At 71.3% G+C, this 23,624-nt stretch carries 17 protein-coding genes; 11 read left to right on the forward strand and 6 right to left on the reverse strand.

What is annotated here, in order from left to right:
• Nucleotides 1-9 precede the first annotated feature (9 nt).
• Nucleotides 10-1,335, reverse strand: coding sequence for a homogentisate 1,2-dioxygenase (gene hmgA / locus K9S39_RS34330; RefSeq protein WP_248867205.1), 1,326 nt, complete (start codon nt 1,333-1,335; stop codon nt 10-12).
• Between the two features lie 369 nt (nt 1,336-1,704).
• Between hmgA and K9S39_RS34335 the strand changes: the two genes are divergently transcribed.
• From K9S39_RS34335 to K9S39_RS34350, 4 genes are all read left to right on the forward strand, one after another.
• A complete protein-coding gene (locus K9S39_RS34335; protein WP_248867206.1) occupies nt 1,705-3,930 on the forward strand; it encodes a molybdopterin-dependent oxidoreductase in 2,226 nt (741 codons plus the stop codon).
• A gap of 132 nt (nt 3,931-4,062) precedes the next feature.
• Nucleotides 4,063-5,619 (forward strand): citrate:proton symporter, encoded by a 1,557-nt coding sequence (locus tag K9S39_RS34340; protein WP_248867207.1) that lies wholly within the window; start codon nt 4,063-4,065, stop codon nt 5,617-5,619.
• Nucleotides 5,620-6,417: 798 nt separating this feature from the next.
• Nucleotides 6,418-7,860, forward strand: coding sequence for an aldehyde dehydrogenase family protein (locus tag K9S39_RS34345; protein ID WP_248867208.1), 1,443 nt, complete (start codon nt 6,418-6,420; stop codon nt 7,858-7,860).
• A 128-nt stretch (nt 7,861-7,988) separates the two neighbouring features.
• Nucleotides 7,989-9,089: a Zn-dependent alcohol dehydrogenase gene (locus K9S39_RS34350; protein WP_248867209.1), complete on the forward strand. Its 1,101-nt coding sequence runs from the start codon at nt 7,989-7,991 to the stop codon at nt 9,087-9,089.
• A 245-nt stretch (nt 9,090-9,334) separates the two neighbouring features.
• Here the strand turns inward: K9S39_RS34350 and K9S39_RS34355 are convergent, their stop codons facing one another.
• On the reverse strand, nt 9,335-9,988 hold the full coding sequence (locus tag K9S39_RS34355) for a TetR/AcrR family transcriptional regulator (protein ID WP_248867210.1): 654 nt from the start codon (nt 9,986-9,988) through the stop codon (nt 9,335-9,337).
• Between the two features lie 152 nt (nt 9,989-10,140).
• Between K9S39_RS34355 and K9S39_RS34360 the strand changes: the two genes are divergently transcribed.
• On the forward strand, nt 10,141-11,292 hold the full coding sequence (locus tag K9S39_RS34360; protein ID WP_248867211.1) for an acyl-CoA dehydrogenase family protein: 1,152 nt from the start codon (nt 10,141-10,143) through the stop codon (nt 11,290-11,292).
• A gap of 129 nt (nt 11,293-11,421) precedes the next feature.
• Nucleotides 11,422-12,051, forward strand: a complete 630-nt coding sequence (locus K9S39_RS34365; protein ID WP_248867212.1) for a TetR/AcrR family transcriptional regulator — start codon at nt 11,422-11,424, stop codon at nt 12,049-12,051.
• A gap of 286 nt (nt 12,052-12,337) precedes the next feature.
• On the opposite strand, the gene K9S39_RS34370 is transcribed toward K9S39_RS34365, so the two are convergent.
• Complete coding sequence (locus K9S39_RS34370) at nt 12,338-12,799, reverse strand: MaoC family dehydratase (RefSeq protein ID WP_248867213.1); 462 nt, start codon at nt 12,797-12,799, stop codon at nt 12,338-12,340.
• A gap of 117 nt (nt 12,800-12,916) precedes the next feature.
• Here K9S39_RS34370 and soxR point away from each other — a divergent pair, with 117 nt between their 5' ends.
• Nucleotides 12,917-13,375, forward strand: coding sequence for a redox-sensitive transcriptional activator SoxR (soxR, locus tag K9S39_RS34375; protein ID WP_248867214.1), 459 nt, complete (start codon nt 12,917-12,919; stop codon nt 13,373-13,375).
• Between the two features lie 133 nt (nt 13,376-13,508).
• Here soxR and K9S39_RS34380 read toward each other — a convergent pair whose 3' ends face one another.
• The 3 genes from K9S39_RS34380 to K9S39_RS34390 form a co-directional block, all read right to left on the reverse strand.
• Nucleotides 13,509-14,969, reverse strand: a complete 1,461-nt coding sequence (locus tag K9S39_RS34380; RefSeq protein WP_248867215.1) for an amidase — start codon at nt 14,967-14,969, stop codon at nt 13,509-13,511.
• Nucleotides 14,970-15,267: 298 nt separating this feature from the next.
• On the reverse strand, nt 15,268-15,999 hold the full coding sequence (locus K9S39_RS34385; RefSeq protein ID WP_248867216.1) for a 3-keto-5-aminohexanoate cleavage protein: 732 nt from the start codon (nt 15,997-15,999) through the stop codon (nt 15,268-15,270).
• A gap of 293 nt (nt 16,000-16,292) precedes the next feature.
• Nucleotides 16,293-16,907, reverse strand: coding sequence for a hypothetical protein (locus K9S39_RS34390; protein ID WP_248867217.1), 615 nt, complete (start codon nt 16,905-16,907; stop codon nt 16,293-16,295).
• Nucleotides 16,908-17,211: 304 nt separating this feature from the next.
• Here K9S39_RS34390 and K9S39_RS34395 point away from each other — a divergent pair, with 304 nt between their 5' ends.
• From K9S39_RS34395 to K9S39_RS34410, 4 genes are all read left to right on the forward strand, one after another.
• Nucleotides 17,212-20,094: a penicillin acylase family protein gene (locus tag K9S39_RS34395; RefSeq protein WP_248867218.1), complete on the forward strand. Its 2,883-nt coding sequence runs from the start codon at nt 17,212-17,214 to the stop codon at nt 20,092-20,094.
• Nucleotides 20,095-20,283: 189 nt separating this feature from the next.
• Nucleotides 20,284-21,303, forward strand: a complete 1,020-nt coding sequence (locus tag K9S39_RS34400; protein WP_248867219.1) for a LysR family transcriptional regulator — start codon at nt 20,284-20,286, stop codon at nt 21,301-21,303.
• Between the two features lie 419 nt (nt 21,304-21,722).
• Nucleotides 21,723-22,637, forward strand: a complete 915-nt coding sequence (locus K9S39_RS34405) for an ABC transporter ATP-binding protein (protein WP_248867220.1) — start codon at nt 21,723-21,725, stop codon at nt 22,635-22,637.
• A complete protein-coding gene (locus K9S39_RS34410; protein WP_248867221.1) occupies nt 22,634-23,485 on the forward strand; it encodes an ABC transporter permease in 852 nt (283 codons plus the stop codon). Before K9S39_RS34405 ends, K9S39_RS34410 begins: the two co-directional genes overlap by 4 nt.
• The last annotated feature ends 139 nt before the right edge of the window (nt 23,486-23,624 follow it).

The raw sequence follows: 23,624 nt of genomic DNA on the forward strand, positions 1-23,624 counted from the left end.
GGCCCGGTGTCACGGGCGGAAGTGGCGCTGGAGACCCTGCCATACGTCGTCGTAGCCGCGCTGCAGATGTCCGGCATCGCGGGCTTGCGCGGTGAGCGTCAGCGGCCAGCGGGTCTCGAACATGAAGGCCAGCCCGTCCTCGATCTTCTGCGGCCGCAGCTCGGCGGCGCTCGCCTTGTCGAAGGTCTCCCGGTCGGGGCCGTGCGCCGACATCATGTTGTGCAGCGAGCCGCCGCCCGGCAGGAATCCCTCGGCTTTCGCGTCGTAGGCGCCCTCGATCAGTCCCATGTACTCGGTCATCACATTGCGGTGGAAGTACGGCGGCCGGAAGGTGTCCTCGCCGACCAGCCAGCGCGGCGCGAAGACCACGAAGTCCACGCCGGCGAGGCCCGGGGTGTCGGAGGGGGAGGTGAGGACGGTGAAGATGGACGGGTCGGGGTGGTCGTAGCTGATCGAGCCGATGACGTTGAAGCGGTGCAGGTCGTAGACGTAGGGCACGTGGTTGCCGTGCCAGGCGACGACGTCCAGCGGTGAGTGGTCGTAGGTCGCCTGCCAGAGGTTGCCGCAGAACTTGTTGACGACTTCGCAGGGCCCCTCGATGTCCTCGTAGGCGGCGACCGGGGCGAGGAAGTCCCGTGCGTTGGCCAGGCCGTTGGCGCCGATCGGGCCGAGGTCGGGCAGCTGGAAGGGCTGGCCGTAGTTCTCGCAGACATAGCCGCGGGCGTCCGCGTCCAGCAGCTCGACGCGGAACCGGATGCCGCGCGGGATCAGCGCGATATGGCCGGGCCTGGCGCGCAGCAGGCCCAGTTCGGTACGGAGCAGTAGTCCGCCGCGCTCCGGGACGATCAGCAGTTCGCCGTCCGCGTCGCTGAACACCCGCCTGTTCATGGGGGAGTTGGCGTAATAGAGGTGTACGGCCATACCGGTGCGCTGGGTGGCGTCGCCGTTGCCGCCCAGCGTCCACAGGCCGTCCAGGAAGTCGACCGGACCGGTGGGCTCGGGGAGCGGGTTCCAGCGCAGCCGGTTGGGGTCGGGGACGCACTCGGTGAACGGCGCCGAGCGGATCGCGCCCTGCTCGGCGCGGACGAACGGCGGATGCGCGGCCGACGGGCGGATGCGGTAGAGCCAGGAGCGGCGGTTGTGGTGGCGCGGCTCGGTGAACGCCGTGCCGCTGAGCTGTTCCGCGTACAGTCCGAGGGGGGCGAGCTGGGGGGAATTGCGGCCCACCGGGAGCGCGCCTATGACCGCCTCCGAGCTGTGTTCGTTGCCGAAGCCGGAGGAATAGCTCAGCCCTTCCGCCGTCTTCCTTGCCTGCTCGTTGCCCGTGGCCGTCATCGCGTGCTCCCGCCGCTCAAGGAATCCTATGCAAGACCTTAGGATTGCGGCTGCGGTGCGTCAATGATGGGGGTACCTCCCTGTTCATGGGAGTCCCCCGCCGAGCGAAGTCGAGAGCGGGGGAGAAGCCGAGAACTTGGGGGATCCCGGCCGCGGTGGCCGGATCGCCCCGCCCGGCGTATACGGGCCATCGTCGCCGAGAGCAAGGTGCTGTTGCGGGCCTGTCCGGCGCGGTATCTGGACGGGGCGGGACAGCGGTGTCGGGACGGTGCGGGACAAGGGGCTGCCCTCCATGCGTACTGGTCGGTATGGTCGGTCCCGTACGCGTACCGCCGCCACCGGCACCGTCCCCGTCCCCGGGAGAGACCGATGAGTCGTACCGCCCTGCGTATCTGCCCGCTCTGCGAGGCCACCTGCGGTCTGAGCGTCACCGTGGACGGAGACCGGGTGACCGCCGCCCGCGGCGACCGTGACGATGTCTTCAGCAAGGGGTTCATCTGTCCCAAAGGCGCCGCGTTCGGCCAGCTCGACGCGGACCCCGACCGGCTGACGCGCCCGCTGGTGCGCCGGGACGGGGTGCTCCGGGAGGCCACCTGGGACGAGGCGTTCGCCGCCGTGCAGGCCGGGCTGCGGCCGGTGATCGAGAAACACGCCCCGGACGCCGTGGGCGTCGTCCTCGGCAACCCCAATGTGCACACCGTCGCCGGCGCCCTCTACCCGCCCGTCCTGCTCTCCGCCCTCCGCACCCGCAATGTCTTCACCGCCTCCACTGTCGACCAGATGCCCAAGCACGTCTCCAGCGGACTGCTCTACGGCGACGCCCTGGCCATCCCCGTACCGGATCTGGACCGCACCGACCACCTCGTCGTGATCGGCGCCAACCCGCTGGACTCCAACGGCAGTCTGTGCACCGCCCCCGACTTCCCCGGCCGCATCAGGGCGCTGCGCCGCCGCGGTGGACGGCTGACCGTCATCGATCCACGGCGCACCCGTACCGCCCGGCTGGCCGACGAGCATCTCGCCATCCGGCCCGGGACCGACGCGCTGCTGCTCTTCGCGATGGTGCGGGTCCTCTTCGAGGAGGGCCTGGTGGACCTGGGGGAACGGGCCGAACACATCGGCCGGACCGATGAGGTGGCACGGCTGGCCGAGGACTTCCCGCCGGAGGTGGTCGCCCCGGTGTGCGAGGTGCCCGCCGAGCGGATCCGGGGGCTGGCCCGCGAACTGGCCGCCGCGCGGACCGCCGCGGTATACGGGCGGATCGGTTCGACGACCGTCGAGTTCGGCACCCTCACCAGCTGGCTGATCGATGTGCTGAACATCCTCACCGGGAACGTCGACCGGCCCGGCGGCATCATGTTCCCGCTCTCCGCGACCGGCGCCGCGCCCCGCCCGCCGAGGCCCGGCCGCGGCTTCGCCCTGGGCCGCTGGCGCAGCCGGGTCTCCGGCCACCCCGAGGCCAAGTCCGAACTGCCCATCGTCGCCCTGGCCGAGGAAATCGACACCCCCGGAGAGGGCCGCATCCGGGCGGCCGTCGCCATCGCCGCCAATCCCGTGCTCTCCGTCCCGGACGGTGACCGCCTCGACGCCGCGCTCGCCTCCCTGGACTTCATGGTCAGCGTCGACCCGTATCTCAACGAGACCTCGCGGCACGCCGATGTCGTCCTGCCGCCGCCCCCGCCGTCCCGCAGCGCCCACTTCGACTTCGCCTTCAACGCGCTCGCCGTCCGCAACCAGGTCCGCTACACCAGGCCCGTGCTGCCGCTCGCGGACGGGCGGCCCGACGAGTGCGAGATCCACGCCCGGCTGATTCTGTGCGCCGGCGGCCAGGACGGCGCGGACCCCGGCCTGGTCGACACCATGGTGATCGACACGGCGCTCGGCAAGGCCGTCGCCGACCCGCACTCCCCGGTCCACGGGCTTCAACCATCGGACTTGTCAGGGGAGTTGACCGGCCAGACCGGCGCCGAACGCCGACTCGACATGATGCTGCGGCTCGGCCCGTACGGCGACGGCTTCGGCGCCGACCCCGAGGGGCTGACCCTGGCCCGGCTGCTGGACCATCCGCACGGCATCGACCTCGGCCCGCTCACCCCACGGATCCCCGGCGTCCTCAAAACCCGCAGCGGCACCGTCGAACTGTGCCCGGAGCCGATCGCCGCCGAAGTCGCCCGGCTGCGATCGACCCTCACGGCCCGCCCGGACGAGCTGCTGCTGATCGGGCGTCGGCATCTGCGCTCCAACAACAGCTGGATGCACAACGTCCCCGCACTGACCGGCGGCAGCAACCGCTGCACGGTCCAGGTGCACCCCGACGACGCGACACGGCTCGGCCTGACCGACGGTGGCCTGGCACGACTGAAGGGGGACGGCGGCGAGCTGGAGGTGCCGGTGGAGATCACCGACACGGTGCGCCCCGGCGTGGTGAGCATGCCGCACGGCTGGGGGCACGACCGGCCCGGAACACGCACCGGGCACGCCGCCGCCGACCCCGGCGTGAACGTCAACCAGCTCAACGACGGATCCCGGCTGGACGTCCTCTCCGGCACCGCGGTGCTCAACGCCCTGCCCATTCTCCTCACGCCCGTCCCCTGAGACCGTTTTGACCAGGGGTTTTGCTCGTATTGCTCGCGCGTCAAGACCTTGTTGACGAAACTTCGCGGCACCTAACGTCACCCCGACCGCCACTCCCGGCAGATGTTCAAGGGCGAACGTGAGGTACCCGTCATGCTGACAGTCCTCGGATTTGTCATGATCGCCACCTTCCTGGCGCTGATCATGACGAAGAAGATGTCACCGATGGCAGCGCTCGTGCTCATCCCCGCGCTGTTCTGCGTCCTGGTCGGACAGGGTGCGCATCTGGGCGACCATGTCCTCAAGGGCATCGGCGACCTGGCCCCCACGGCCGCGATGCTGATGTTCGCCATCATCTACTTCGGGGTGATGATCGACGTCGGGCTCTTCGACCCGGTTGTCCGCGGCATCCTGAAGTTCTGCAAGGCCGATCCGGTCCGTGTGGTGGTCGGTACGGCGCTGCTCGCCACGATCGTCTCCCTCGACGGCGACGGCTCCACCACCTTCATGATCACCGTCTCGGCGCTCTACCCGCTCTACAAGCGGCTGAAGATGAGCCTGGTCGTGATGACCGGTGTCGCCGCCACCGCCAACGGCGTGATGAACACGCTGCCTTGGGGCGGCCCGACCGCCCGCGCCGCCACCGCGCTCAAGCTCGACGCCGGCGACATCTTCATCCCGATGATCCCGGCACTGGCCGTCGGCCTGGTCGCGGTCTTCGCCCTCGCGTACGTCCTCGGGCGGCGCGAGCGCAAGCGGCTCGGCGCACTGACCCTTGGCGAGGCGCGGACGGTGACCGGGACCATCAAGCGGACGGACACGGATACGGAGGCGGCGACCGAGACGGACACGGTCCTGGTCGGCGCCGACACCGGCGCCGAGGGCGGCGCCCAGACCGCCGGGCAGTCCGCCAAGGGCGCCCCGGCCGCCACCGGCTCCTCCGACGACAACCAGGGACCGCCCTTAGAGGGACGCGCTTCCGAGGGACCGTCCTCCCCGGGACCGGCTTCCGAGGGACCGTCCTCCCAGGGACCGGCTTCCGACGGGCCGGCCTCCCAGGACCTGGGGATTCAGGTCCTGGACCCCCGGCGCGCCACCCTGCGCCCCAAGCTCTACTGGTTCAACGCCGCGCTCACCCTCGCCCTGCTCACCCTCCTCATCCTCCAGACCCTCCCCATCCCGGTCCTCTTCCTCCTCGGCGCGGCCATCGCCCTCACCGTCAACTTCCCGCACATGAAGGATCAGAAGGCCCGTATCGCGGCACACGCCGAGAACGTCCTCAACGTCTCCGGCATGGTCTTCGCCGCCGCCGTCTTCACCGGTGTGCTCACCGGCACCGGCATGGTCGAGCACATGGCCCGCTGGCTGGTCTCCGGCATCCCCGACACCCTCGGCCCGCACATGGGCATCGTCACCGGCGTCCTCAGCATCCCGCTGACCTACTTCATGTCCAACGACGGCTTCTACTTCGGCATCGTCCCGATCCTCTCCGAGGCGGGCGCGGCGCACGGCGTGGCCCCGGTCGAGATCGCCCGCGCGTCCCTCGTGGGCCAGGCCCTGCACATGTCCAGCCCGCTGGTCCCGGCCGTCTACGTCCTGGTCGGCATGGCGAAGGTCGAGTTCGGCGACCACACGAGGTTCACGGTGAAGTGGGCGGCGCTGACGTCACTGGTGGTGCTGGGGGCGAGCCTGGTCTTCGGCATCGTGTAGCGGGGCGCTGCGCGTTCGCTGCGCTTTGCCTGGGCCGGCTTGGGTCTTCGCTGCGCTTTGCCCGGGCCGGCTTGGTTGCTCGCCGTCGTCGGCTGGCCCGCCGTGGGGCGCGCCTGCGGCGGGCGGTCCGGTTCTGGCTTTCCCGCCGCTGTGCGTGTCCGCTGCGCTACTGGCGCTGTGTTTTGGCTCTCTCGCCGTTGTGCCTGCGGCGCTGTGGTCGCTGCGCGGCTTTCGGGTGCGGTGACCGGCCTGCGGACTCCGTCCTCCGGCCGGTCACCTCCCGTTGGTTGGGTGGGAGGGCCGGTGGGTGGCGTGCCTTGTGGCCCCCCGCTGCCGGGTTGGTGGCGTCCTGCCGACTACGTGGCGTGTTCCGGGAATAGCGGCCCGTACCCGCGCCGGACGTCGGAACAAAACGACCGGACACCCCGCCCCTCAGGGCGTCCTCACACAACGGATGGGCGAAAACCGGCCGAAACCACATCTCACCTCCTTCCCACCCCCAACGGGAGGTGACGGGCCGCAGGACGGAGTCCGGAGGCCCGTCACCGCACCCGAAAGCCCCGCGCAGCGGCAACAGCCCGCCGCAGGCGACACGGCGCCGCACTCGGCAACGTACGGAACCGAATCGGCCCAGGCCGAGCGCAGCGGACAGCCCAGGCCGAGCGCAGCGGACAGCTACCGTGACTGAGGGCACGTGACGGCGCCCTGGCGCCTGCAAAACTACCGTCGCTAGTTTAGGTCCTCCCCCAGGGCTGTCCCCGAGGGGACGACTGCCCCGCCCGGTCAGGAGGACACGACGTGAAGCCGCACAACGCGCTCTACATCGGCGGACGCTGGCACCCCGCCGAGGGGGCCACCGCCGAGGGGACCACCCCTGAAGGGACCACCCCCGAGGGGACGACCAGCACCATCGACGTCATGAACCCGGCCACCGGCCAGATCATCACCACCGTCCCGGCCGGTTCGCCGAAAGACGTCGATGCCGCCGTGTGTGCCGCCCGTGCCGCGCTGCCCGGCTGGGCCGGCACCCCGCCCGAGGAGCGTGCCGGTCTGCTGGCCGCGCTGCGTGACCAACTCGTGGCGCGCACCGAGGAGATCGCCGAGACGGTCACCGCCGAGCTGGGTGCGCCCCTCCCGTTCAGCAGGACGGTGCACGCCGGTGTGCCGATCGCGGTCTGTGGCGCATACGCCGAACTGACCCGCTCGTACCCGTTCGAGGAGAAGATCGACAACTCCACGGTGCTGCTCGAACCGGTCGGCGTGGTGGGCGCGATCACGCCCTGGAACTACCCGCTGCACCAGATCGTCGCCAAGGTCGCGCCGGCGCTCGCGGCGGGCTGCACGGTCGTCCTCAAGCCGGCCGAGGACACCCCGCTGGTCGCCCAGCTGTTCGCCGAGGGTGTCGACGCGGCCGGCATCCCGGCCGGTGTGTTCAATCTCGTCACCGGTCTCGGCCCGGTCGCCGGCCAGGCGCTCGCCGAGCACGAGGGTGTCGATCTGGTCTCCTTCACCGGCTCGACGGCCGTCGGCAGGAAGATCGGTGCCATCGCGGGCGCCCAGGTCAAGCGGGTGGCGCTGGAGCTGGGCGGCAAGTCCGCCAATGTCATCCTGCCCGGCGCCGACCTCGCCAGGGCGGTCGGCGTCGGCGTCGCGAACGTCATGGCCAACTCCGGCCAGACCTGTAGCGCGTGGACCCGGATGCTGGTCCACAAGGACCAGTACGCCGAGGCCGTGGACCTTGCGGTGGCCGCCGTCGCCAAGTACGTCCCCGGGGAGAGGATCGGGCCGTTGGCCAGTGCCAAGCAGCAGGACCGGGTGCGCGGCTATATCGAGCAGGGCATCGCCGAGGGCGCGAAGGTCGTGGCGGGCGGTCCGCAAGCGCCCCGCGACACCGGTTACTACGTCACCCCGACCGTCTTCGCGGACGTCACGCCGGAGATGACCATCGCCCAGGAGGAGATCTTCGGCCCGGTGCTGTCGCTGCTGCGCTACGAGGACGAGGAGGACGCGGTCCGGATCGCCAACGGCACCGTCTACGGTCTCGCGGGCGCGGTCTGGGCGGGCGACGAGGACGAGGCGGTGGCCTTCGCCCGCCGCCTCGACACCGGGCAGGTCGACATCAACGGCGGCCGTTTCAACCCCCTTGCCCCGTTCGGCGGTTACAAGCAGTCCGGCGTCGGCCGCGAGCTGGGCGCACACGGTCTGGCCGAGTACCTGCAGACCAAGTCGCTGCAGTTCTGATGGGGGACCGGGCTGACGGGCGGCTTCCCCGTCCACCCCCAGCCGTCCACCCCCTCAGCCCCGTCGCCCCGCCCCCGCCCCCGCCCCTCCCGTCCCTCTCCCGTCCGCCCCCGCCCCGAGGAGACCCCGTGGTCCGCGCCGCCGTACTCCCCGCCGTCAACGCCCCGCTCCAGGTCACCGAGATCGACCTGCCGGAGCCCGGCCCCGGCCAGGTCCGTATCCGCCTGGCCGCCGCCGGCGTCTGTCACTCCGACCTGTCGCTGTCCAACGGCACCCTGCGCCAGCCCGTCCCCGCCGTCCTCGGACACGAGGGCGCGGGCACCGTCACCTCCGTCGGCCCCGGTGTCACCGATGTGGCCCCCGGCGACCAGGTCATCCTCAACTGGGCGCCGTCCTGCGGCGATTGCCACTTCTGCGGCCTGGCGGAGCCCTGGCTGTGCACCCGTGCGGGACGTGCCGGGAACGCCCCGTACGCCAAGCTCGCCGCCGACGGCAGTGCCCTCTACCCCGCCCTGGGCACCGCCGTCTTCGCCGAGGAGACCGTGGTGCCGGCGCACGCCGTGCTGCCGCTGCCGGACGGGGTACCGCTGACCGACGCGGCACTGCTCGGCTGTGCGGTGCTCACCGGCTGGGGCGCCGTGCACCACAGTGCCCGGGTGCGGGCGGGGGAGTCCGTGGTGGTCTTCGGGGCCGGCGGCGTCGGCCTGGCCACGCTGCAGGCGGCGCGCATCGCGGGGGCGGGCCCGATCGTCGCCGTGGACGTCTCACCGGAGAAGGAGGAGCTGGCCCGCGCGTCCGGCGCCACCGAGTTCCTGGTGGCCGATGACGCCGCGTTCTTCGAGAAGGCGGGCGCCCAGCGGATCCGCGAGCTGACCGGTGGCGTCGGCGCCGATGTCGCGGTGGAATGCGTGGGCCGTGCCGACACGATCCGTACGGCCTGGTCGTCCACCCGGCGCGGCGGCCGGACGACGGTCGTCGGAATCGGCGGCCAGGACCAGCGGGTGACCTTCTCCGCCCTGGAACTCTTCTACTTCGGCCGGACCCTCTCCGGCTGCGTCTACGGCAACAGCGATCCCGCGCGCGACCTCCCCGTCATCGCCGGGCACGTCCGTTCCGGCGCGCTCGACCTGTCCGCACTGGTCACCGGACGGATCGGCCTGGACGGCATCCCGGCCGCCTTCGACGCGATGCTCGCGGGCAGGGGAGGGCGGGCGCTGATCGTGTTCTGAGCGGCGCGCCGTCCAGCGGGGGAGCGCGCGGTGGACGGCCGGGGTGCGGGGAGGCCCCGGCCCTGGTGCGTCCGGAACAGTAGAAACCGATGGTGCGCGCGATCCGTTGACGACGTGCTGGCTGGTCGTCAGGGGTTCGTCGCGCTCTTTGGGTGGGCTGACAAGGGGAGGTGACGTCCAGTCGGCAATGACGGACGCGGTGCCTCGGTCCCGCCCAGCACACGCGACCGGGTGGCTCGTCCTCGTCAGCCCTCAGGCGGTACGCGTTCCGGATGCTGCAGCGCCAGCCCGTCGATCAGGGCACGCAGCCCGGTTTCGAACGCGCCCTCGTCCACCTGTCGTTGATGCTCCGCCAGGAGGTGGGCCTGCCCCAGGTGCGGGTAGTCGGCAGGGTCGTACGCGCTGGGGTCGTCCACGAAACCGCGGGCGAACGAGCCCAGCGCGGAGCCCGCCACGAAGTAGCGGACCATCGCACAGACCCGGGTCGCCTGCGCGGGCGGCCAGCCCGCCTCGACCATGCCGCCGAACGCCGCGTCGGCCATCTTCAGCCCGGCCGGCCGGCGGCCCGGTCCCTGCGCGAGGAACGGCACGATGTGCGGGTGCGCGGCCAGCGCCGCGCGGTAGGAGCGGGCCCAGTCGCGCAGGCCCGCCCGCCAGTCGCCGCCCGCCTCCAACGTCGAGACATCGACCTTGGCGATGACCATGTCGGCGACCGCGTCGAGGATCTCGTCCTTCGTCGTGAAGTGGTTGTAGAGAGACGGCCCGCTCACCCCCAGCTCCGCCGCCAGACGCCGGGTGGAGAGCGCCGGCAGCCCTTCCGCGTCGATGAGCGCCAGTGCCGTGGCGACGATGCGCTCGCGGCTGAGCAGGGGCTTGCGGGGGCGGGCCATGAGGCACATAGTAGAGCCGACAACAGAAAACTAGCAGTGGTAGTTAATGGAGACGCGTGGGCGGCGAGGACGTCACCCCGGCGAGGGCCGCGCCGACCCGACCCGCCCCCAACCGACCCCCGACATTCCATGAGATTCCACGACATTCCCGAGAGGCCGAGATGAACCTGGAACTCAGCGAGGAACAGGCCGCCGCACGGCAGCTCACCAAGGACTTCGTCGACCGTGAGATCACCCCGCACGTCACCGCCTGGGACCGCGCGGAACAGGTCGACCGTGGCATCGTGAAGAAGCTCGGCGAGGTCGGCTTCCTCGGGCTGACCGTCCCGGAGGAATACGGCGGCTCCGGCGGAGACCATCTCTCCTACGTCCTGGTCACCGAGGAGCTGGGCCGCGCCGACTCCTCGGTGCGCGGCATCGTCTCCGTCTCCCTGGGCCTGGTGGCCAAAACCATCGCCTCCTGGGGCAACGAGGCACAGAAGCGCGCCTGGCTGCCCCGTCTCACCTCCGGCGACGCGGTCGGCTGCTTCGGCCTCACCGAACCCGGCACCGGCTCCGACGCCGGCAGCCTGACCACCCGGGCGGTGCGCGACGGAGACCACTTCGTCATCGACGGCGCCAAGACGTTCATCACCAACGGCACCTGGGCCGATGTCGTGCTGCTCTTCGCCCGCACCGGCGGCGCGCCCGGCCACCAGGGCATCAGTGCCTTCCTCATACCGACCGACACCCCCGGCCTGGAACGCCGCGAGATCCACGGAAAGCTGGGGCTGCGCGGCCAGGCCACCGCCGCGCTGGTCCTGGAAGGCGTACGGGTCCCCGCCGGCGCCATGCTGGGCCCCGAAGGCAAGGGATTCTCCGTCGCGATGTCCGCGCTGGCGAAAGGCCGGATGTCGGTCGCGGCCGGCTGTGTGGGCATCGCCCAGGCCGCCCTGGACGCCGCGCTCGGCTACGCCGGTGAGCGCGAGCAGTTCGGCAAGCCCATCGCCCGGCATCAGCTGGTGCAGGAGCTGATCAGCGACATCGCGGTGGATGTGGACGCCGCGCGCCTGCTCACCTGGCGGGTCGCCGATCTGATCGAGCGCGGCGAACCGTTCGCCACCGAGGCGTCCAAGGCCAAGCTGTTCGCCTCCGAGGCCGCGGTGCGCGCGGCCAGCAACGCCCTCCAGGTCTTCGGCGGCTACGGCTACATCGACGAGTACCCGGTCGGCAAGCTGCTGCGGGACGCCCGGGTGATGACGCTGTACGAGGGCACCAGCCAGGTCCAGAAACTGCTCATCGGCCGCGCCCTGACGGGGGTCTCCGCCTTCTGATCCGCGCCGGCCGATGGCTCGGCCGGGCGCCCGGCCGCCGCCCACGCCCCTAAGCGCTTGCTCAGCAGCGCGGTATGGTGTTCGATCCGTCAGAGGAAGGTCCCTGGCGGTCGAGGAGCGGGGTACGCGATGGGTGCGGCGGCTGAGCGGGCGGCGGAGGAGAGCGAGGAATGGGGCGGCGTGAGCCCGGACGCCGCGCGACGGCTGGTCCGCGCCGCCGTCGAGGCGTTCGCCGAGCGCGGCTACCACGCCACCACCACCCGCGACATCGCGGGCCGCGCCGGCATGAGCCCCGCCGCGCTCTACATCCACTACAAGACCAAGGAAGAACTGCTCTACCGCATCAGCGGCATCGGCCACGAGAAAGCGCTGCGCATCATGGGCGCCGCCGCCGAGGCCGAGGGCAGCGCCACCGAGCGGCTCCGCGACGCCGTGCGGACCTTCGCCCGCTGGCACGCCGAGCACCACACCACCGCCCGGGTCATCCAGTACGAACTCCAGGCCCTGAGCCCGGAGCACTACGCCGAGATCACCGGCCTGCGCCGCCGGACCGACCGGTTGCTGCGCCAGATCATCCAGGACGGCCAGGACACCGGCGAGTTCCGGACCGACGATGTGCCGGGCACCACCCTCGCGGTGCTGTCCCTGTGTGTGGACGTCGCCCGGTGGTTCACCGCGGACGGCCCGCGCACCCCCGACGAGGTCGGCGCGCTCTACGCCGGACTGGTGCTGCGGATGGTGGGGGTGGAGGCGGACTGAGCCGGCCGCTTTCCCCTGGAGGTGGGCCGGGGGTCCCTGTGGGGTGGGGGATTGTCCCCTAGGGGTAGGCGAACAGAACCCTTAAGGGTTGCGCGTCCCCCCTTGTGGCCCACAACGCCCTGGGCGTGGGCGGGTATTCCCGCGGCTCGGGATCCGAGGGTGACGGATTGCGCGCGCAGCCACGCACGCTGTGCGCCTGGCCTCAGAGACGGATCCGTGACGGATCCGGAGTGACGGATCCGCAGTAACCGGTTCCTCATAGACCGAGCCCCTCGGAGACGGCCCCTCAGAGATGGAAACGGCTGACCGCCTCCGCCACGCAGACCGGCTTCTCGCCGCCCTCGCGCTCCACGGTCACCGTCGTCGTGAGCTGCACACCGCCGGACACCTCGGTGACCTCCGCGATCCTGGCCGTGGCGCGCAGCCGGGAGCCGACCGGGACGGCGGCGGGGAAGCGCACCTTGTTCGTGCCGTAGTTTATGCCCATCTTCACGTTCTCGACGCGTATCAGCTGCGGTACGAGAGCGGGCAGCAGCGACAGCGTCAGATAGCCGTGCGCGATGGTCGTGCCGAAGGGGCCGGCCGCGGCCTTCTCCGGGTCCACATGGATCCACTGGTGGTCGCCGGTGGCCTCCGCGAACAGGTCGATCCGCTTCTGGTCGATCTCCAGCCAGTCGCTGGTGCCCAGGTCCTCGCCGACCGCGGTCCGCAGCTCGTCGAGCGATCGAAACACTCGGGGCTCTGCCATCTCCGTCTGCCTCCTCGGGATCCGGGCATTACTAAGCGCTTGCTCAGCATATGACGAGGGTGTCCGCTGTCAACGCCTCCGAAGGTCCCGCGATGCGGTGCGATTAGGGTTGTAGTCGTGCCTCAGCTTCCGTACAAGGTTCATGAACTCACCGTCGGCCAGCTCTCCGCGCGCAGCGGCGCCGCGGTCTCCGCGCTGCACTTCTACGAGTCCAAGGGGCTGATCAGCAGCACCAGGACAGCCGGCAACCAGCGCCGCTACACCCGTGACGCGCTACGCAGGGTCGCCTTCGTCCGGGCGGGCCAGCGGGTCGGGATCCCGCTCGCGGTCATCCGTGACGCGCTGGCGGAGCTGCCGGACGAGCGCACCCCCAACCGCGCCGACTGGGCCAGGCTCTCCGAGGTCTGGCGCTCCGAGCTCGATGAGCGGATCAGTCAACTCGTCGACCTGCGCGACCGGTTGACCGACTGCATCGGCTGCGGCTGTCTCTCGCTGGAGAGGTGCGCGCTGTCCAACCCGTACGACACTCTGGGTGAACAGGGCCCCGGCGCACGGCGGCTACGCGTCGACCGGTGATCCGCTGCGCTTTGCGTGGGCCGGCTTGGTGCTCGTCGTTGTCGGCTTTCCCGCCGTGGGGGTTTCTCGCCGTGGCTCCCCCACGCCCTTCAGGCAGTGGGGGAGCCACGGCGGGACAGTCAAAGACATCGGCTCAGGCCGAGCGCAGCGACCCCCACACCGACGGCTTGCGTGCCGCCCACGGGCGGGCCTGCTCCAGTTGCGCGGAGAGCGAGATCAAGGTGGCCTCGTCGCCGTACCGGCCGCCGAACATCACGCCGATCGGCAGCCCCTCGGCGTTCCAGTGCAGTGGGACGCTCACCGCGGGCTGGCCGGTGGCGTTGTAGAGCGCGGTGAACGGAGTGAACGCGCCGATGGCCGCGAACTCCGCCTGGGGATCGGCGTTGTTGCGCAGTCCGCCGACCGGAAACGGCGGCTGGGCGAGGGTCGGGGAGAGGATCACGTCATAGCCGCCGGCCGTCGGCATCAGACCGTCCGCGATGGTCTGGGCGAGCGCCCGGAACGCGTACATCCCGCCCGCGAAGTCCATAGCGGAGACCTCGGCGCCGCGCCTCCGGAGATAGCGGGTGAGCGGCATCAGCAGCTCCTCGCCGTCCTCCGGCACCGGGCGGTTCGCGGCCATCACCGACCAGACGCGGGTGAAGGCGTAGCGGATGCCGTCGTCCGGGGGGAGCGTCAACTCGTCTGTCTGGTGGCCGAGTTCACGGAGAAGGGCGGCGGTCTCCTCGACCGCGGTGCGGCAGTCGGCGTGGACGTCGACGTCCGGGATGGGCGCGCCGGTGAGGCAGGCGATACGCAGCCGCCCGGGAGTGCGGCGGGCGTGGTCGGCGAAGGTCTCGCCGGGCGGCAGCGGGGGCGCCGTGTACGGATCGCCGGGCATCGGACCCGCCATGGCGTCCAGCAGCGTCGCGGCGTCGGCGACCGTACGGGCCAGCGGCCCCGACGTGCTCAGGCCCGTGACGTCGTGCAACAGCGGGCCAACGCTGATCCGGCCGCGGCTGGGCTTGATGCCGAACAGCCCGCAGAGCGAGGCCGGGATGCGGATCGAGCCCCCGCCGTCGCTGGCATGCGCGAGGGGCGCCAGGCCGCCGGCGACGGCGGCGGCCGCCCCACCGCTCGAACCGCCCGCCGACCGCTCCAGATCCCACGGGGTGCGGGCGGGCGGTGCGATCGCGTTCTCGGTGTAGCAGGGCAACCCGAATTCGGGGGTGTTGGTCTTGCCGAGCATGATCGTGCCGGCCGCGCGCAGCTTGTCGACCACATGGTCGTCGACGGTGGGCACATACGCGGTCAGCGCGCCCGATCCCATCGTGCAGCGCACACCGGCGACCTGGTTGAGGTCCTTCACCGGGACCGGGACGCCGTGCAGCGGCGGGAGCTCGCGGCCCTCGCGACGGGCCGCGACGGCCTCGCTCTCGGCGTCCGCGGCCTGCTTGCGGGCGATCTCCGGGGTACGGGTGATGAAGGCGCCCAGCGTGTCGTCCAGCCGGTCCATCCGCGCCAGATAGTGGTCGGTGAGCTCGACGGGGGAGAGCTCACCGGACCGGATCCCCTCGGCCTGTTCGAGCGCGGTCAGATCGTGCAGTTCGGCCATGGACGTGCACCCTCTCGTGTGGCGTCCCGCGGCCCTGCTGCCGCACGGACGGGAGGAGCTGACGCCGGCGCGGGTTGGTGTGCTCCCTTACGCCTGAACGGCGTGGGTGCCCACACGTGGTCAGCCCGTGAACAGTTGTTTCACTTCCAGCGCGCGTGCGTAAAGAGCGTAGAGGGTCGGCATGCCGACACGGAGCACGCGGACGCGGGGCCGGACGGGTAGGAGGAGCGCGCTGCGGCGGGCGGTCGCCGCGGCCGCCGCCCCCTGGCGCGCGAGCATGCGACGGAAGGTCCACCGTTCAACCACCTCCGGGGATATGTGCTGACAAAGCCCTTGCCGCGCTGACCAGTTCGGCATTGCCGGCAGCCGTGGTGCCGTCGGGGAGCAGCAACGTGTCCTCGATGCCGATGCGGGTGGCCAGCCCCAGCTCGGCGGCCAGTCGCAGTACCGGCCAGGCTCCGCCGTCCACGCCGTGCAGCAGCACCGGCCGGCCGTGTGGCGCGGTGGTCACCTCGGCGAGCAGTGCGCGTGCGGCGGCCGGGGCCGACCGGGCGTCGGTGTCCATCACCTCGGCCAGCACCCGCAGCACCCCCGGTGCCAGCGGCGAGCGGGCGAACCGCGCGGCGCCGTCCGTTCCGGACCATATGCCGGCCTCGACGCCGATGCCGCGCTCCAGCAACGCGGCGGCGACGGTCTCGGCCCCCGGCTCATGCCAGTTGACGGAGGCGTGATCGGGCAGCACCGGCCAGGCCCTGATCTGCTTCGCACGGACCCCCGGCTCCGGCTCGGCCCACGCACCGGTCGTCACCCCGACGGTCACGTCCACCGCGGCCCGGATCGCCTCCAGGACCGGGGCCACCACGCGCGGCGAGAGCGAGTCCCGGCCGCAGGGGGTCTTGGGATGGACGTGGATATCGTCGGCCCCGGTCGCGACCGCCTCCCGCGCGGCGTCGGCGAGCGCGGCCGGTGACATCGGCACCGCCCCGGAATCGGCCGCCGTCCGAGCACCGTTGAGACATACCTGCATCATGCTTCGATGATGACAGGGGGGGCTGACAACGCCCTGCGCGCGGGAAGTTCGCAGGTTGCGTCCGTCCCGACTCCGCCAGGATCCTGGCCATGCTCGGCTCGCGGGGAGTCCGCAGGCCGCGCCCCGGCCCTGCCAGGCCCCCGGCCCCCGGCCCCCGCCAGGACTGGCCCCCGCCAGGACCCCGGCCGCAACCGGCCTGCGGGCAGTCCCCAGCCCGCGGTCACGCCCGGCCCAACGGGGATCGGCCGCGCCCTCCCCTCGGATCCGGCCGCGCCCCGCCCTCGGAGCGCCGCTCACGCCGCCGCGAACGCTCCGTCCCCCCGGACCTGTTCCGCGCTCGCCAGCGCCTCGGGCGTCAGCACCGACGCCGGGGCCAGCACCCCGCACTCCCGGCACGCGGGCCCGGACGCCGGGCAGCCCGTCCGCTCCGCGACCCAGGCGAAGCGGGTCCCGCCGCACACCGGGCAGTCCCGGCGCGGACGTCCCGACTCCATGGCAGCGATCATCCGACGGAGCACCACCGCGAGCCGGGCCGCCGGATGCCGATGCGGTGACTCACAGGGCACGATGTCGCAGCCGCCCCACGTACGCCGGTGCCAGTCGTCGATCGCGCTGGGCTGCCGGATGCCGTGGTGCTTCTCTTGGCGACGCCGGGCGGCGAACTCCTCCTCGTACGCCAGCCAGACGGTGCGGGCCTCCTCCAGCTCGGCCAGCGCGGCCACCAGCCGCTCCGGGTCCGGGTCGCGGTCATGGGTCGCGATCCCGACCCGGGTGCACAGATGGTGCCAGGTCGCCCGGTGCCCGTACGGGGCGAAGCGTTCCAGGCACTTGCGCAGGGCGGTACGGCGCTGAGCTGTGACGAGTCGTGGATTGCGGACCTGTTCGGCGAGGGCTCTGAAACCGGCCATGTTCTACCACCTCCGGGGGGAGGACCCGACTGGACACCGAAGGGACGTAGCCGATCACCGCATGGATCCATCGAATTTTCTTGCGGTTCGGGGCGCTTCTCTCGTGAGGTGCCGTGGCGCTGTCGTAGCGGTGCCGAATGCGCGACCGCGGTGCCGAGTACGCGATCCCGGCCGACCGCCTGCGGGGAAGCGGGAACGGTGACTGCTGTTCATCTTCCGGTAGCACGTAACCGCCGGTAACGTCCCGCCTGTCCGCCCTCCCTCACGTTCTCAAGGAGCGAGGGGCCCCCATCGAGGAGCAGGAATGCGACGACGTACCGGAAGACTCAGGACCGCCGCCGCGGCAGCCCTGTTCGCCTTGGGTGCCACGGTGCTGGCACCGCCCCCCACCGCGGCCGCCGGATCCTCCTCCGCTCTCGACTTCGCGCGAGCGGGAGGTGCCCCCGTGGCCCCCGACTACTGCCAGAGCCAGTGCGCCGACATCCTGCCGCCGGGCACCAACGGCAACGCGACCCTGATGGAGATCCTCGCCCACAAGCTGTTCGGCACCCGGCCCGCGCACGCCTCCGACCAACTCGCCCCGTACGGCGCGCTGGCGAGCGGCTATCAGTCGCTCACCGACGACACCCTCAGCACCTTCTTCAACGACGCCTCGTTCGGCGTCCCGAAGGACCAGATAGCCCAGGTCACCGCCCCGCGTGACGATGTCACCATCACCCGCGACAGGAAGACCGGCGTCCCGCACATCAAGGGCACCACCCGTTACGGCACCGAGTTCGGCGTCGGCTACGCCGCGGGTCAGGACCGGCTCTGGCTGATGGACCTCTTCCGTCACATCGGACGCGGCGAGCTGACCTCCTTCGCGGGCGGCGCACTCGCCAACCAGGGCCTGGAGCAGCAGTTCTGGCCGCAGGCCCCGTACACCGAGAAGGACCTCCAAGAGCAGGTCGACTACATCGAGGACCACAACGGGGCGCGCGGCAAGCAGGCCATGGCGGACGCCCGGGCGTACGTGGACGGCATCAACGCCTACATCCGGAAGGCCGAGGAAGGCCGCTACTTCCCGGGCGAGTACGTGCTCACCGGGCATGTCGACGCCGTCACCAACGCGGGAGCCACGCGACGGACGTCGCACACCGACGGCATCAAGCCCTTCACGCTCACCGACCTGATCGCGCTGGCCTCCGTCGTCGGCGGTCTCTTCGGCAACGGCGGGGGAGGGGAAGTCCCCAACGCGCTGTCCCTGCTCGCCGCGCAGCAGAAGTACGGCGTGGAGAAGGGCACCAAAGTCTGGGAGTCCTTCCGCGAGCGCGACGACCCCGAGGCCGTGAAGACCCTGCACGACGGCAGCAGCTTCCCGTACGCCGTCAAACCGGCCCGCGCCAAGGGCACCGCGCTGCCCGACCGGGGCTCGGTCACCCCCGAACCACTCGTCTTCGACCGCACGGGCGCCGCCGCCTCCAAGGGCGTGGCACCGCCACAGGACCCGGTCAAGGCCCCGAAGAAGTACCGGAAGCTGGAAGGGCTGTTCAAGAACGGGGTGCTGCCCGAGGGCAGCTTCAACCCGACGCGGCACCGCGGGATGTCCAATGCCCTGCTCGTCTCCGGCAAGCACACCGCCAGCGGCAACCCGGTCGCCGTCTTCGGCCCGCAGACCGGCTACTTCGCGCCGCAGCTGCTGATGCTCCAGGAGATCCAGGGGCCGGGCATCAGCGCCCGCGGCGCCTCCTTCGCGGGCGTCGGCATGTACGTCCAGCTCGGCCGTGGCCAGGACTACTCCTGGAGCGCCACCTCCGCCGGCCAGGACATCACCGACACCTACGCCGTCGACCTGTGCAACGCGGACGGCTCCGAGCCCACCAAGGACGCCACCTCCTACCGCTACCACGGCGCCTGCGTCCCCATGGAGAAGCTGGAGCGCACCAACTCCTGGAAACCCACCATCGCCGACCCGACGGCGGCAGGCTCGTACCGGATGCAGGTCTTCCGCACCAAGTACGGGACCGTCACCCACCGCGCCACCATCGGCGGCAAGCCCGTCGCCTACACCGCGCTGCGCTCCACCTACCGCCACGAGGCCGACTCCATCATCGGCTTCCAGATGCTCAACGACCCCGCGTACGTCCGCGACGCCACGTCCTTCCAGAAGGCCACCCGGCACATCGGCTACGCCTTCAACTGGTTCTATGCCGACTCCCGCGACATCGCCTACTACAACAGCGGCCTCAACCCGGTCCGCAACCCCCAAGTCGACCCCACGCTGCCCGTCAAGGCGGCCGCGGCCCACGAATGGCGGGGCTACGACCCCAGGACCAATACCAGCGACTACACCCCGCCCGCCCAGCACCCGCAGTCCGTCAACCAGGACTACTACATCTCCTGGAACAACAAGCAGGCCACCAACTACGACTCGGCCGGCTTCGGCAACGGCTCCGTCCACCGCGGCAGTCTGCTGGACGACCGGGTACGCGCGCTGACCGAGGAGGGCGGGGTGACCCGCGCGTCGCTGACCCGGGCGATGTCCGAGGCCGCCGTCACCGACCTGCGCGGCGAGGACGTCCTGCCCGAACTCCTGCGGGTACTGCGCAGCAAGCCCCTCGCCGATCCCACGCTCCGCGCCGCCGTCCAGCGACTGGAGGCATGGCAAGAGGAGGGCGCACAGCGCCGGGAGACCGCCGCGGGCTCGCACACCTACACCCACCCCGACGCCGTACGGCTGATGGACGCCTGGTGGCCGCTGCTGATCGAGGGCGTCTTCAAGCCGGGCCTGGGCGGCGAGCTCTACGACGCACTGCGCACCAACCTCGCCATCGACGAGGCGCCGTCGGCCGGTCACGGCCCGACCGGTTCGCACGCCGGATCCGCGTTCCAGTACGGCTGGTGGAGCTACGCCGACAAGGACCTCCGCGCGGTGCTCGGCGACCGGGTCGACGGCCCGCTCGCGGCCCCGTACTGCGGCAACGGCCGGCTGTCGGCCTGCCGTGACACCCTGCTCGCCACGCTCCGGCAGGCGAACGGGAAGACGGCCGAGCGGGTCTACCCGGGCGACGACAGCTGCCGGGCCGGCGACCAGTGGTGCGCGGACGCGATCATCCACCGTGCGGTGGGCGGTCTGACGCACGACACCGTCAGCTGGCAGAACCGGCCGACGTATCAGCAGGTCGTGGAGTTCCCCGCACATCGGTGAACGGCGCAACGACCGATGCCGGCCCCGGGCGTGTGCCCGGGGCCGGCCCGCGTCCGCGGTGCGCGGACCGACGGGAACCTGTCGCTGGGCGCCTGCTGCGTTCCCGGCTGGCCTCGGGGACGTCTCGGGCCGCGGGTTATGCTGCACAGTCCTGAATTCCAGGGGGAGTTGGAAAGCGAGTAGGGGCGCATGGCCTTGTTGGGTCCGCAGCAGTATCCGGCCGAGCTGCTTGACACGACCATGGACCAGTTGCGCACGCTGATCGTGGTGCGGGAGACGGGCACGGCGCTGGGCGCTGCCCGCCGACTGGGCCGCGAGCAGTCCAGCGTGCAAAAGCAACTGGACACCATGAACCGCACCTTCGCCGCGCTGTGCGGCGAGGAACTCGTCCTCAAGCAGGGGCGTGGGAGGGACGCCCTGTTCACCGCCACCGGCGAGGCGATGGTCGATCTGGCGCGGCGCACGCTCGGGGAGTGGTCGGACGGGGTGCACGACGCCCGCCGCCGGCTGGGCCGGACGCTGTCCGTCGGCACCACCCGCTACACACTCGGCTTCCTTCTGGACGCGGTGGAACGTGTCAGCGAGGACTACGAGCGCGACGACGTCGACCTGAAGGTCACCCACGTCCGCACCGGTGACCTCTTCACCAAGCTGCGCGGTAAGGAGCTCGATCTCGTCTGCGGCAGTGTGGTCGTCACGGAGGGCGAGGAGGCGGAACTGCTGGCGCCGTACGAGGTCATGGAATGGCGGCGCAGCGGGCTGTCCCTGCTGACGAACCTGCCGCCGGACCGGCTCCCCGGCTCCTCGTTCCGGGCCCGCGATCTGCGCCGGCTGTCCCTGGTGGTCTCGGGCGGCGTGATCGGCCGGGTGCTGAAGGCGTGGTACGGCCCCGACTACCGCCAGAAGCTCACCGTCGGCGCGGAGATAGAGGCCGCGCACTACGGCTTCGAGCTGCTGCGCTCGGGTGTGGTGAGCGGTGCCATGCTCGTCACCCGTGGCATAGGGGAGGCGGCGGCGGACGGCCGTCTCCCGGAGGCCGGGGGGCTGCGGACCCTGGAGATCGTCGGGGATGTGGGGCCCACGACCGAGGTGCTGGTCGGGGTGTTCACGCGGAGCGGAGAGCGGGACGCGTACGGACCGGGCCATCCGCTCAACCTCCTCTGGGAGGCGCTGTCGGCGGAGAGCGAGCGGTGGTGGCTCCGGCCCTAGGGCGGTGGCGGCGGCTCAGCGGGTGGGCAAAGTCCCCGCGCTGGGCCCCTTGCGGCCACGACGCGGCGGGCGCGGGGCGTGTTCCCGCGGCCCGCCACGCGAGCTGGTGGCACCGCAGGTACTGCCGGCGACAGCACCTGGTGATACGCCTAGCGCTGTGACCGGGACGTTCGGCTGGTCGATGGAGGGGCATGAGCACCTGAACCGTTCGGTAATGTGTTCGTCCGGGGAGAGCTCGAACGGCTGCCGCCAGGCGGCAGCGGTCAGCCGTAGCCGAAGACGCGTCCCATGACCACGGACGTCGGCGCGGTCTCCGGCCCCTCATCCCAGAGGACGACCACGAGATGGACGGGGGAAAACCGATGACGACCGCTCACGCCATATCCGGGGTTGGGAGCAGCCCACCACCGGAGAGAGACATGGTCATCGACGTACGGGATCTGCGGATGCGCTACCGCGGCCAGGATGTGCTAAACGGGCTGGGCTTCACGGTCCGGCGAGGTGAAGTCGTCGTGCTGCTCGGCCCGAACGGCGCGGGTAAGACCACCACGATCGAGGTCTTGGAGGGCTTCCGGATGCGCTCGGCCGGTGATGTGACCGTCCTCGGCACCGATCCGGCTCGCGGGGACGAGCGGTGGCGTGCACGCCTGGGCATCGTGTTGCAGTCCTGGCGCGACCACGGCAAGTGGCGGGTGCGGGAACTGCTGGCCCAGCTTGGTTCGTACTACGCGCCGTACTCCACCGCCCTCGTTCGGCGGCCGTGGGACGTCGACGAGCTCATCGCCTCCGTGGGGCTGACCGAGCAGGCGGACAAGCGGGTCGGAACCCTGTCGGGCGGGCAGCGCAGGCGTTTCGACGTGGCCGTCGGCATCGTGGGCAGACCCGAGCTGCTGTTCCTGGACGAGCCGACGGCCGGTCTGGACCCGGAGGCCAGGAACGAGTTCCACGGTCTGGTACGTGGGCTCGCGGACGAGAGCACCACCGTTCTGATGACCACGCACGACCTGGCCGAGGCGGAGAAGCTCGCCGACCGGATCCTCGTTCTGGCCGGTGGCCGGATCGTGGCCGATGGTGCGGCAGAGGAGCTGTCCCGGCAGGCGTCGGCCGAGGCCACCGTGCGCTGGACGCGGGACGGGCTGCCCTTCGAGGAGGCGACGGCCGAGCCCACCCGGTTCGTCCGTCGGCTGTTCGAGGAGCACGGCGAGGCGATCGGCGGGCTGGAGGTGCGCCGGGCGAGCCTGGAGGACACCTACTTGACGATGGTGCGGGAGCTGGAGGCGGGGAGCGTCCCCGGCGAGCGGGCGGCACACGGTTTCGGGGAGGGATCGCGATGAGTCCGGTGTGGTACGCGGCGAGAACAGGAGTGCGGCGCGGCTGGACGGAGCTTCGGCATACCTTCACCACCGGCCAGGACGTGTTCGGGTACGTGCTCTGGACGGTCCTGCTCATCGTGCCGCTGTTCCTGGTCAGGGACGATCCGCTGAAGGGCGCAGGCATCTCGGCCGGCGCGTTCATGCTGCCGAGCATGCTGGGGATGACGCTCGCGTTCACCGGGATGATGACCACGGCGCAGCTGCTCGCGACCGAGCGCGAGGACGGCACGTTGCTGCGGGCCAAGGCGGTGCCTCACGGCATGGTCGGCCACCTGGTCGGCAAGATCATTATGGTGTCGGGTACGGCTCTCGTCTCCATGGCCCTCCCCTTCGCCGCCGGTGTGTTCCTGGTGGACGGGGTCGCCCGGCAGGGCGGCGGAGCGTTGCTGACGCTGGTGTGGGGGGTGCCGCTGGGTCTCCTGGCAACCCTGCCGATGGGCGCCGTCATCGGCTCACTCGTCGCCAGTCCGCGCACCGTCGGGTTGCTGATGCTTCCGGTGATGGGACTCGTCGTGATCTCCGGGATCTACTTCCCGCTGTCGAAGCTGCCCGAGTTGCTGCAGACCGTAGGACAGATCTTCCCCGTGTACTGGCTCGGCCTCGGTCTGAGGTCTGCGCTGCTGCCGGCCGACGCGGTCGCCGCCGAGATCGGCGAATCCTGGCGGCACCTGGAGACAGCGGGCGTGCTGGGTGCCTGGGCGGTCGCCGGGCTGCTCCTCGCACCGTCCGTCCTTCGCAGGATGGCCCGCCGCGAGTCCGGAGCCGCGATGGCGGAACGGCACCGGAAGGCGATGCAGCGGGTCGGTTAGTGAGGTGCAGGGGACTCGGCCCGGTTTCAGGCCAGGCCGCGTTGGGCAGAGGGCGTCCGCTCCAGCGGATGCCTTTCTCGCTGCGGATGCGAGCGCGTCCCGGTCGGGGGCAGGCGGGGACGGCCTCCCGCCCATCAGG

The organism is Streptomyces halobius (assembly GCF_023277745.1).
Classification (GTDB): Bacteria; Actinomycetota; Actinomycetes; order Streptomycetales; family Streptomycetaceae; genus Streptomyces; species Streptomyces halobius.